Source organism: Pseudoalteromonas sp. PSi26 (assembly GCF_054960575.1).
Map to the genome: position 1 here is coordinate 36243 of NZ_JBHNYT010000012.1, position 11573 is coordinate 47815.

13 protein-coding genes are annotated in these 11573 nt (G+C 40.0%); 8 read left to right on the forward strand and 5 right to left on the reverse strand.

The window, feature by feature from the left end; translation table 11 throughout:
- Positions 1-110: 110 nt before the first annotated feature.
- From ACFI34_RS13420 to ACFI34_RS13450, 7 genes are all read left to right on the forward strand, one after another.
- Positions 111-2903 carry a monovalent cation/H+ antiporter subunit A gene (locus ACFI34_RS13420; RefSeq protein WP_462673858.1) on the forward strand — a complete coding sequence of 931 codons (2793 nt, stop codon included), beginning with the start codon at positions 111-113 and terminating at the stop codon, positions 2901-2903.
- Positions 2903-3256 carry a Na+/H+ antiporter subunit C gene (locus tag ACFI34_RS13425; RefSeq protein WP_006793383.1) on the forward strand — a complete coding sequence of 118 codons (354 nt, stop codon included), beginning with the start codon at positions 2903-2905 and terminating at the stop codon, positions 3254-3256. The genes ACFI34_RS13420 and ACFI34_RS13425 overlap by 1 nt, the downstream gene beginning before the upstream one ends.
- Entirely contained in the window at positions 3253-4770 is a 1518-nt protein-coding gene (locus ACFI34_RS13430) for a monovalent cation/H+ antiporter subunit D (RefSeq protein ID WP_462673859.1), read from the forward strand. Before ACFI34_RS13425 ends, ACFI34_RS13430 begins: the two co-directional genes overlap by 4 nt.
- Entirely contained in the window at positions 4770-5306 is a 537-nt protein-coding gene (locus ACFI34_RS13435; protein ID WP_462673860.1) for a Na+/H+ antiporter subunit E, read from the forward strand. The genes ACFI34_RS13430 and ACFI34_RS13435 overlap by 1 nt, the downstream gene beginning before the upstream one ends.
- Positions 5300-5569: a K+/H+ antiporter subunit F gene (locus ACFI34_RS13440; RefSeq protein ID WP_006793386.1), complete on the forward strand. Its 270-nt coding sequence runs from the start codon at positions 5300-5302 to the stop codon at positions 5567-5569. Before ACFI34_RS13435 ends, ACFI34_RS13440 begins: the two co-directional genes overlap by 7 nt.
- 9 nt (positions 5570-5578) lie before the next feature.
- Positions 5579-5911: a Na+/H+ antiporter subunit G gene (locus ACFI34_RS13445; RefSeq protein WP_006793387.1), complete on the forward strand. Its 333-nt coding sequence runs from the start codon at positions 5579-5581 to the stop codon at positions 5909-5911.
- 190 nt (positions 5912-6101) lie between these two features.
- On the forward strand, positions 6102-6317 hold the full coding sequence (locus tag ACFI34_RS13450; RefSeq protein ID WP_462673861.1) for a TIGR02450 family Trp-rich protein: 216 nt from the start codon (positions 6102-6104) through the stop codon (positions 6315-6317).
- Between the two features lie 157 nt (positions 6318-6474).
- Here the strand turns inward: ACFI34_RS13450 and ACFI34_RS13455 are convergent, their stop codons facing one another.
- Positions 6475-6717, reverse strand: a complete 243-nt coding sequence (locus ACFI34_RS13455) for an RNA recognition motif domain-containing protein (RefSeq protein WP_006793389.1) — start codon at positions 6715-6717, stop codon at positions 6475-6477.
- A gap of 220 nt (positions 6718-6937) precedes the next feature.
- Here ACFI34_RS13455 and ACFI34_RS13460 point away from each other — a divergent pair, with 220 nt between their 5' ends.
- Positions 6938-8215, forward strand: coding sequence for a VCBS domain-containing protein (locus ACFI34_RS13460; RefSeq protein ID WP_462673862.1), 1278 nt, complete (start codon positions 6938-6940; stop codon positions 8213-8215).
- An 85-nt stretch (positions 8216-8300) separates the two neighbouring features.
- On the opposite strand, the gene lipA is transcribed toward ACFI34_RS13460, so the two are convergent.
- From lipA to ACFI34_RS13480, 4 genes are all read right to left on the reverse strand, one after another.
- Positions 8301-9266, reverse strand: a complete 966-nt coding sequence (lipA, locus tag ACFI34_RS13465) for a lipoyl synthase (RefSeq protein WP_004585911.1) — start codon at positions 9264-9266, stop codon at positions 8301-8303.
- On the reverse strand, positions 9263-9916 hold the full coding sequence (gene lipB, locus ACFI34_RS13470; protein WP_462673863.1) for a lipoyl(octanoyl) transferase LipB: 654 nt from the start codon (positions 9914-9916) through the stop codon (positions 9263-9265). The genes lipA and lipB overlap by 4 nt, the downstream gene beginning before the upstream one ends.
- A gap of 19 nt (positions 9917-9935) precedes the next feature.
- Positions 9936-10214: a DUF493 family protein YbeD gene (gene ybeD, locus ACFI34_RS13475; protein WP_006793392.1), complete on the reverse strand. Its 279-nt coding sequence runs from the start codon at positions 10212-10214 to the stop codon at positions 9936-9938.
- A gap of 169 nt (positions 10215-10383) precedes the next feature.
- Entirely contained in the window at positions 10384-11547 is a 1164-nt protein-coding gene (locus ACFI34_RS13480; protein ID WP_008128128.1) for a serine hydrolase, read from the reverse strand.
- Positions 11548-11573: the final 26 nt, after the last annotated feature.

Genomic DNA, 11573 nt, shown 5'->3' on the forward strand with positions numbered 1-11573 from the left:
TTGAGTATAACTATTACCATTAATGTCGTTTAAAAACAGGCAGTAAAAGCATCACTTAATGTATAAAAGTGGCGCCCTGATAAACTTATGATTATAAAAGGCCCTACATTATGACTTTGCTCTGGATACCCTTGTTATCCTTGATTGGCAGTGTTATTTCTGCATTCACAGGCAAACTTTCTCGCAATCAAAGTACATTTGCTACTGTGCTTGCACCGTTAACCGCTTTGGGTATTACTTTATACCATGCACCAGCGGTTCTTGCCGGTGAAACTATCCGCTATTCCTTAGCGTGGATCCCCTCTATTGGTCTTGATTTATCGCTTCGTATAGACGGTTTAAGCCTCTTGTTTATGTTTATGATATTAGGCATCGGTTTGCTTGTTATTGTATATACACGTTATTACCTCAGCGCCAATGACTCAATGGCTAAGCTTTATAGCTACTTAATGTTATTTATGACAGCAATGCTAGGCATTGTTATGTCTAATAACGTTATACAGCTATGGCTATTCTGGGAATTGACCAGTATCAGTTCTTTTTTATTGATAAGTTATTGGTGGCATAAATCTGAAGCGCGTAAGGGCGCGCGAATGGCTTTAGCCGTAACGGGTGCGGGTGGTTTAGCATTACTTGGCGGGTTAATGTTGCTAGGTGATATTGTTGGCAGTTATGACTTAGATGTTATTTTGGCAAGTAAAGCTATTATTCAATCTCATGATTTATACGAGTTAGCACTTGTTTTAGTATTGCTGGGTGCATTTACTAAATCAGCTCAGTTTCCGTTTCATTTTTGGCTACCTCACGCTATGGCGGCACCTACGCCCGTTAGCGCTTACTTGCACTCAGCAACTATGGTTAAAGCTGGTATCTTTTTACTTGCGCGCTTTTATCCAGCTTTAGCTGGAACCGAAATGTGGTTTTTATTAGTTGGTTTAACTGGCTTAGCTACATTGTTATTTGGTGCTTACATAGCGTTATTTAAGCACGATTTAAAGGGGTTACTTGCGTATTCGACAATTAGCCATTTAGGTTTGATCACGCTATTGCTTGGCCTTGATACCGAGCTTGCAACGGTTGCAGCTATATTCCATATAATTAACCACGCAACATTTAAAGCGTCGTTATTTATGGCTACCGGTATTATTGACCATGAAACAGGCACGCGTGATATGCGTAAACTTAATGGTATGTGGCGATTTATGCCTTATACCGCAACTCTTGCAATGGTTGCTGCTGCAGCTATGGCGGGCGTACCTCTACTCAATGGTTTCTTATCTAAAGAAATGTTTTTTGCCGAAACACTACATCAACAAGTACTTGGATCTATGTCATGGTTAATACCGGTACTTGCGACGGTGGCAGGCGCATTTGCAGTAGCCTATTCAGCACGCTTTATTCACGATGTATTTTTTAACGGCGACCCAATAGACTTACCGCGAACACCGCATGAACCTCCACGCTATATGCGTGTGCCAATAGAAATACTGGTTGTTCTGTGTATTTTGGTGGGTATTTTCCCAAGCTTTACTGTTGATAGTATTTTATCTGCGGCGTCATTAGCGGTGTTAGGGGAAGCGATGCCAGAGTACAAGTTAACAATTTGGCATGGTTTTAATCTACCGTTACTGATGAGTGCAATGGCCGTTGTAGGTGGTTTGTTTATTTACGTGAATCGCAAATATTTATTTCAATTTCAGGCATCACTGCCCACACTTAATGCTAAAAAAACCTTTGAACGTGCAGTGCTGAGTGTAGTTGCATGGTGTCAGAGTAAGATTAACAGCACTGAGAATGGTTCTTTACAGCGCTATTTGGTTATTATGCTGGGTGTCGTATTACTTTGTGCCGGTTGGCCATTATTTGAAATGCAACAATTAGCTGGCAGTATGCCGCGCACACCTGTTGATGTGCATAATGCGATTGGTGCTGGTTTGTTAATAATTGGCGCAATAGCCACCGTTATTTGGCACAGATCGAGAATGGTCGCACTGTTGATGCTGTCTATTGTAGGCTTGATGGTGTCGGTTTTATTCACTCGTTTTTCTGCGCCAGATTTAGCGTTAACTCAGCTTACTGTTGAGGTAGCCACTATTATATTGCTTATGCTTGCGTTGTTCTTTTTACCTCAGCATACACCTAAAGAGTCTAGCTCGTTACGAGTACTGCGCGACTTAGGAATTGCCTCTACTATTGGTATAGTGGTTGCGAGTATTTGTTATGCGATATTAACGCGTCCGTTAAATTCTATTTCTGATTACTTTGTCGCTAATGCCAAAACAGGTGGTGGCGGTACAAACGTGGTTAACGTTATTTTGGTCGACTTTAGGGGTTTTGACACCCTAGGTGAAATAACGGTACTGGGTATAGCCGCATTAGGTATATTTAAAGTGCTTTCACGTATTCCATTATTTATGCCTGCCAGTGATAGCGAGGGGCGCCCATGGGCGCGTGAGCGTTACCCAATATTACTTGCAAGTATTTCACAAAGCTTATTGCCTTTGGCGTTGTTAGTATCAGCGTATATATTCTTGCGTGGTCACAACTTACCAGGTGGTGGTTTTATTGCTGGTTTGGTTACGTCAATTGCTTTCATATTGCAGTACATGGCACATGGCTCTAACTGGATCACCGAGCGTTTTGACATCAACTACCGTAAAATTATTGCCTCGGGAATAGGTATCGCAATGTTTACCGGTGTGGGTAGCTGGTTCTTCGGTCGACCATTTTTAACCACTTGGTTTGATTACTTTGATATTCCGTTTGTAGGTAAAACAGAACTTGCTAGTGCAATTGTGTTTGACCTTGGCGTGTACCTCACCGTAGTAGGTGCAACATTAATGATTTTAGCCAGTTTGGGTAATATGACTTCCGATGCCCCTAAAAAAGAGGTGAATATTTAATGGAGTTATTATACGCATCGTGCGTTGGTGTATTAGTTAGCTGCGGTATATTTTTACTGTTGAGAGCACGGACGTTTCCTGTAGTACTAGGTCTTACCATGATTTCGTATGCAGTAAACTTATTTTTATTTTCATCGGGGCGTTTAACTATAAATAAAGCAGTGGTACTTGGTACCGGAGCAGATTACGCCGATCCACTTCCTCAAGCCTTGGTTTTAACCGCAATTGTAATTGGTTTTGCAATGACAGCATTTGTGGTTATTTTGGCTATTCGTGGACGTGCTGATTTAGGGAGCGATCATGTTGATGGAAGCCCAGTTAAATCAGCTGCTGTAGTTAAGGAGCAAAAATGATTCAACATTTAGCATCCTTACCTATTTTATTACCTATGCTTGCAGCGGTTATTTTGTTACTTCCACCGTGTGGTAAAAGTGTAAAAATTCGCCGTTACGCATCAAATGCTATGGCGCTTATTACGTTTGCTGTCAGTGTGTTTTTATTAACGCATATTTACAATACGGGTATCAGTGTTTATGCCATCGGTGATTGGTCAGCCCCCTACGGAATAGTACTTGTGGCTGATAATTTATCAACGTTACTCGTAGCGCTAACCTCGTTTTTAGGACTTGGAGCCATTTTATATGGCAGTGCAGGCGATGATGAAAAAGGGAGCTTTTATCACCCACTGGTTCATTTTTTAGTGCTGGGTGTTAATGGCGCTTTTTTAACGGGCGATTTGTTTAACCTGTTTGTATTTTTTGAAGTTTTACTTATTGCATCGTATGCATTGCTTATGCACGGTGGCGACAAACAGAACACACGTGCAGCGCTACAATATGTCATTTTAAATTTAGTGGGCTCAAGCGTATTTTTAATAGGTTTAGGTATTTTATATGGCGTATTAGGTACATTGAATATAGCTGATATGGCGCAAAAGGTATCACAGCTTAATGGCGACGATGTATTTATTGCTAAAGCCGGTGGTTTATTACTACTTATTGTATTTGCTTTAAAAGGCGCATTATTGCCCCTACATTTATGGCTTCCAAATACCTATGCAAGCGCTAAACCTGTTGTTGCAGCCTTATTTGCTATTATGACTAAGGTGGGCGTTTATGCCATGCTGCGTGTTTACACCGTTATATTTGGTGAACAGGCGGGTGCACTTGAGCATATGGTACAACCTTGGCTTTGGGGGTTAGCGATTGCAACTATTGTGGTTGGCGCCATGGGCGCTATTGCTGCGCAAGATTTGCGTAAGTTAACCGCTAATTTAGTGTTAGTGTCGGTAGGTACATTAGTTGCGCTAGTGGCTTTACAAAATGTAAATGCAACGGCTGCATTGTTGTATTACTTAGTGCATTCAACATTAGTGAGTGCTGCGTTATTTTTACTAGCTGACTTAATTGCTAAGCAACGTGGAAAAGTTGCCGACAGGCTTGTTGGTGGGCGTGCAGTTAAACAGCCGCTTTTACTTGGGGCATGTTTTGTTGTTGCCGCTTTAACAGTAGTAGGTATGCCACCACTATCGGGCTTTGTTGGTAAAATATGGATACTAAAATCGACGTTAAATAGTGAGCAGGCATTAGTATTTTGGCCAGTGTATTTAGTGACAAGCTTTGCACTGTTAGTGGCACTTTCTCGGGCGGGTACAAGTTTGTTTTGGGAAAGAAAAGATAAACGCAGTGAAAGCGCAGACTGCGCTGATGCAAACCCATTACAAGTAACAGTAATAATAGGTTTACTTGCTTGTTCGCCGCTGTTAGTTATTTTCGGTGGGCCGATTAGCGAATACATGATAGGCGCTGCTACGCAATTACATGATATTAGCGGTGGCATAAATGCTGTACTAAAAGGAGGCATGTAATGAGACTGCAAGCCCGTTTTCGTTGGTTACCAACACCATTTCGTAGTTTATTTTTGTTTATAGTATGGTTGTTGCTTAACAATAGTGTATCGGTTGGTCATATTGTACTGGCAACATTTTTTGCTATTTTTATTCCTATTTTAAGCTTCTCGTTTAGAGATCCTCAGCCGCTTATATTAAAGCCAGGGCTAGCTCTAAAACAATTTGTTATTGTACTTTACGATATTATTGTAGCTAACTTACAGGTTGCGTTATTAATTGTTGGGCCTTCTAAAAAATTACGCCCCGCATTTATTAAAGTCCCCTTAGACTTAACACACGATATGCCGATTACAATTTTAGCAAGCAGTGTGTCGTTAACACCCGGTACTGTAAGTGCGGAGGTGTACCCTATTCCTGAATCGTTAGCACATGGCGAGAAAATGACACAGCGTTATTTGCTCATACATGTACTTGACCTTGATAATGAAGCCGAGCTTATCAAGCATATTAAAAAGCGTTACGAAGCTCCATTAAAGGAGATATTTCAATGTTAGATACCGTATTACTTATCGTTTTTGCCATGATAGGGCTCTCTTTATTACTTAATTTGTGGCGCCTTATTATAGGGCCCTCGATACCTGATAGAGTTTTAGCCCTTGATACTATGTATATTAATGTTATTGCACTTATTGTTTTATACAGCATAAGCATGGGAACAGGCTTGTATTTTGAGGCCGCATTATTAATAGCTATGCTTGGGTTTGTAAGCACTGTTGCGGTGTGTAAGTATTTACTACGTGGCGATATAATTGAATAGGGTGGCAAGATGATTAGCGAGTGGGTTGTATCAATTTTATTGTTATTTGGCGGCACGTTTATTTTAATTGGCTCGTTAGGCTTATTAAAACTGCCAGATTTTTTTATGCGTTTACATGGCCCAACGAAGGCCACCACGTTAGGTATGGCAAGTATATTAATTGCCGCGATGGTATTTTTTGCAAACTCTGAAACGGGTTTAAGCGTTAAGGAAATATTGATCACTATATTTCTATTAATTACCGCGCCAATAAGTGGCTATATGTTAATTAAGTCGGCTATTCATCACAAACTTAAGCCAAAAGAGGGCACAAAAGGCCTAGACAATATTGAAGATGATTAAGCTTTATTAATTATTACACTATTTAGGTAGTGTCATAGCAATGAGCGTTCTTAAACCGAATAAAGAAATTTATTCGGTTTTTTTGTAACTGTAGAAGTCGTTGACGCTTTTATTTAAGAGTGATTAATTGAGCTTGAGAACATAATTGTGCGTATTAAGCCTTACAAATTGATAAGAAACTTTAAATTTTATGAATAGCCTAAACCCAAAAAAATTACTGAATAGCAAGTGGACTGCAACACCTGCCATTAATAAAGAAAAGCACTTTGTAATTGTAGAAGTAGAGTACGATGAAGAGGCTAATGTAATAGCCTGTATTACTGAGTCGGTGTTTTCTAAAAACCAATACCCAATTAGCTGGCGCGATCTTAAAAACACAGAAAAATGGCGTCAAGGCTGGAAATAGTTTTAATAAATTTATATAAATTAATGGATTGAACTTTAAACATATGGTTAAAGCAGTTTAAAACCATCAATTTTAGGGAAGATAAGATTGATAAAAAGTAATACCAACAATAAAAAACCAGCATTTAGCTGGTTTAAAAAAAGTGTTTAGCTAACAGCTATTTTTCATCTGCGTATTTTACGCGAATCTTACTTTTATCAACGGTTAATTGATTAAGTGCTTTAATAGCGCTTTTGCTTTCAATATCGTTTGGCATTTCTACAAAGGCAAATCCTTTAGATTGGCCGGTTTCTTTATCGAGAACTAAGTTACAGGTAGTCACTTTGCCGTGCGCTGAAAACAATGTACGAAGATCTTGCTCTGATGTAGTGCGAGATAAGTTACGAACTAATAATTTCATATTTAACCTAAATAATGGTATCGGGTAGATTATCTCAAGTAACTTGGTTTTAACCTAATTATATTTTTAGCATCGTTACTTCTATTAGTTTAAAGCACTTAATTAGCCCTTAAAGCGAATAATGAGTTATTGGTAATAAATAACTAGTTATTAAAATTAATAATTGGTAAGTTATATTTTTAAAAGTTTACTTACCATTAATGTGTTGGGTTAGTTTGTTATGTCGATATTTCGTTTGAGTGTATTAAATATCTATACTGTTTGCTTTTTAAGTTTTTCATTATTGGGCTGTGGGAGTTCAAGTTCGAAAAATGAGTTGGTCAGCACTGAGCTGTTGGTACAATCTGCCGCAATTATCAGTGGTGAAATATCAGCAAATATAGAAAACAATCGTCAAAGTGCAGTCGTGGGTGAGCTTTCTATAACAGATGAGCAACCTGGTGAGGCGGTGTTTATTACTCAGACGAGCAGTCAAACACGTTATGGTATATTTAATCTTTCAAGTAATGGTAGTTGGTCTTACACCTTGGACCTCGCTAACACAAACGTGACCGCTTTAGATATCGGTGACACATTACTTGATGAAATAGTAATTAGCTCTGCGGATGGCACTAAAGCGACAATAAGCATTACTGTTGTTGGCGTATTACAGCCAGATAATTTTGAAGTAAGCGATGAAACAACCCTAAATGCTGATGGCGTTAATTTAGGGCTAAGCGCTTATACCTTGATAGAAAGTGTATTTAGTGAAGGCTCAATTGAATCGCCTGATATGTATAGCGGGAATCACGAAGGTGTTATACATATAGTGGAAGATACAGACGCTATTGTAGGTAATCACTTTGTATTTTTAGCTCATCGCGATGAAGACCAAGATAAAGACAAAGGCCCGAGTGATCGTCAGCGTAACGAAATTAAGTCCTATGATAAATCGCCCCCGGCAACGCTTGCTTTTGAAAATGAAACCGTACAATACAACTGGAAGTTTAAAGTAAGTAGTGAACTTGAGTTAACGAGTAAATTTAGTCATTTTTTTCAAATAAAAGCTCGGAACGAGAGTAACGACAACACCAATGGCAACGACGACCAGCCTATTATTACACTCTCTGGGGCGCAAAAAAACAGTACAGGGAATCAACTACAGGTGCGTTATAGCGCAGGTTTTGACGAAAACGGTAACAGCACAGGACTTGATAAAAACCTCATAGAAACAGATTGGTCACTGATAACCGATGAGTGGATACAGGTTTTTGTTCAAGCCACATTTAGCGAGGAGGGGCAATTTGAGATGACCCTTACCCGCTTAAGCGACAATGAAGAACTATTGAATATAAACGAGCAAAACATAGATATGTGGCGAGGCGTTAGCGATGATGACTTTGCACGCCCTAAATGGGGGATTTACCGCTCAATAGTAGAGACCGATAGCCTTCGCGCTGAAGAAGAGCAAGTACTATTTGCTGATTTTGTAATTAAAAAAGGTGTTTTAACAAAGTAGCCGAAAGAATGGATGTAGAACACTCACAAAAAAGCCCTTAACAATTTAATTGGTAATGGCTTTTTTAATGCGTTATAAAAAGTAATTATTTTACTTCTTTACCTGCAGCTTGTTGGTCAGCGTGATAGCTTGAGCGTACAAACGGGCCAGAGGCTGCATGAGTAAAGCCAATTTCATCCGCGTACTCTTTTAATGCGTCAAATTCCGCTGGAGGCACGTAACGTTTAACTGGCAAGTGATGCTTAGAAGGTTGTAAATATTGCCCAACGGTTAGCATGTCAACGTTATGAGCACGTAGATCACGAAGTACTTCTTCTATTTCGCTAATCTCTTCACCTAAACCAACCATTAAGCCTGACTTAGTTTTTACCTCTGGGTGCGCTTCTTTAAAGCGACGAAGTAATTCTAATGACCATTTGTAATCGGCACCTGGGCGCGCAAGTTTGTATAGACGCGGTGCTGTTTCTAGGTTGTGGTTGAACACATCAGGCGGTGTCTCAATTAAAATTTCAAGAGCACGGTCCATACGGCCACGGAAATCGGGTACTAAAATTTCGATGGTAATGGTTGGGTTGTGCTTACGAATTTCACGGATACAATCGGCAAAGTGCTGTGCGCCGCCATCACGAAGATCATCACGGTCAACCGAGGTAATTACCACGTAGCTTAGCTTCATGTCTTTAATTGTTAGTGCAAGCTTTTCAGGCTCTGCTGCATCAGGTTTTAATGGGCGACCATGGGCAACATCACAAAATGGGCAACGACGCGTACAAATAGCACCTAAAATCATAAAGGTTGCTGTGCCGTGGTTAAAACACTCTGATAGGTTAGGACACGAGGCCTCTTCACATACTGAATGTAAGCCATGCTTTCGCATTGCTTGTTTAATACCATCGATACGCTCAGTTGATTTAGGTAAGCGAATTTTAAGCCACTCTGGCTTGCGCAACATTTCGGTTTTTTCTGTTGGTAAAACTTTAACGGGGATCAACGCCATTTTTTCTGCGTCGCGTAGTTTTACACCTGGTTCCATTTTGACTGGTTTATTCATTCGTTTTCAAACCCTTCAGTATGCTTAACCTGTGCTGCATTAAGCTTTTTTATCATGTGTTTTACGAGTCCTTCACCTGCGCTTTGTAGGTTTTGAGGACCCTCTAATTCTTTTGTTTGCACCATATTCATACCGGCATAACCACACGGGTTGATGCGTAAAAACGGGCTTAGGTCCATGTTAACATTTAATGCTAAGCCATGAAATGAGCAGCCGCGGCGAACTCTTAAACCTAATGATGCAATTTTGCTGTCGTTGACGTAAACACCCGGTGCGTCGGCTTTAGCGTATGCTTCTATATCGTATTCAGCAAGCGACTCAATAATGCACTCTTCAAGCCAGGTTACAAGCTCTCGTACACCAATTTTTAAGCGGCGCAAATTAAATAATACATACATCATTTGTTGGCCAGGGCCGTGATAAGTTACCTGACCGCCGCGATCAACTTTAATCACTTCAATGTCGCCTGGGGCGAGTAAATGCTCGTCTTTTCCTGCTTGGCCTTGAGTAAATACACTTTCGTGCTCTACAAGCCAAATTTCATCTGGAGTGCTGTCATCTCGGGTGTCGGTAAAGTCTTGCATTTTTTGCCAAATTGGCATGTAACGCTGACGACCTAGTTGGCGTACGATCAAGGTGTTTTCGTTCACAACAAATCTCAATTATGGCTTAAAGCATGTGACGTACGTCATCGATATTACTGATCACGTTGTAAATTTCTTCAATGTGCTTCCCGCTTGTCACCGTAGCCACTAGCGTTACAGACTCATAATTACCTTTACTGCTCGGTTTTACTTTTGGTGCGTAATCACCAGGAGCAATAGGTTGTAATTTTGCTAATATTTGATCTGTCAAATTAACGTTGGCTAAACCCATAATTTTAAATGTAAATGGGCAAGGGTACTCTAGGTACTCATCAAATTTAGTATTTTTAACTGGTTGAACCACGTTAGTGACTCCTCATACAAAAGTGTGAACTCTATGTAAAGCACGAAGCTTAATACAGATAGGCGTTTAGCAGTGATGCATATATGGGGCGCATTCTAGCATTTTTCAAGCAAAAAAAAACGCCCCACAATGGAGGCGCTTAAATTATATATGCTTAGTTATTTACAAATTATTGCATGATCTGTAAACGTAAGTAGTCATAAATTTTACTAAAGAAGCTGCCTTCTTCCACTTCTTCAAGTGTCACTAGTGGGTATTGCGCAATGTCTTCCCCTTCTAGTTGCAAGAATAAAGTGCCTACTTTAGTGCCTTTAGCTAATGGCGCTTCAAGGGTGTTGTCTAGCTCAAAGTTAGCTTTTAGGTTTTTATGCTGACCACGTGGAATAGTGATAGGTGTGTCTTCTAAAATACCTAACGATACATTTTCTTTGTTACCCATCCAAATGCGCTGCTCTGCAAAGCTGTCGCCCGCTTTGTAAGGTGTAATTGTTTCAAAAAAGCGAAAGCCGTAGTTAAGTAGTTTTTTGCTTTCTACTTTACGTGCACGCTCGCTTGAGGTGCCCATAACAACAGCAATTAAACGCATACCATTTTTAGTGGCTGATGTAACTAAGCTGTAGCCAGCTTCAGATGTGTGGCCTGTTTTTATGCCGTCAACGTCTAGGCTTTCATCCCATAATAACGAGTTACGGTTATATTGTTTAATACCGTTGTAGGTGTATGATTTTTCTTTATAAATAGCATACTCTTCAGGTACATCTCTGATAAGTGCGGCGCTTAGCGTGGCCATATCACGTGGTGTAGTATAGTGCTCATCAGTATCAAGGCCATGGCTATTAATAAAGTGGCTGTTAGTCATACCTAATTTAGCAGCGTGAGCATTCATTAAGTCGGCAAAAGCGCTCTCACTGCCTGCTATGTGCTCCGACATAGCAACACAGGCGTCGTTCCCTGATTGAATAATAATGCCATGATTGAGCTCATCAACACTAATTTGCTTACCCACTTCGATAAACATTTTTGAAGACTCTGGGAAGTTTTTTGCCCATGCTTTTTCGCTGATTGTAACCATGTCGGTAGGGGCTATGTTACCGACTTTAATTTCTGTACCAATTACATAACTGGTCATCATTTTAGTTAAGCTTGCTGGCGCAAGTTTAGTATCGGCTTCGCCTTCAGCAATAACCTTACCTGTTGTAAAGTCGACTAAAAAATAACCCTTTGCATTAACTTGAGGTGGTGCCGGAATAATTTGGGCGCTGGCTGAAAATACGGCGGCTGAACAAACTAAGCCACATACACCTTTGAGGATTTTATGTTTAATTGATTTCATCATACTCATTAATGGTTAAAGTTAAA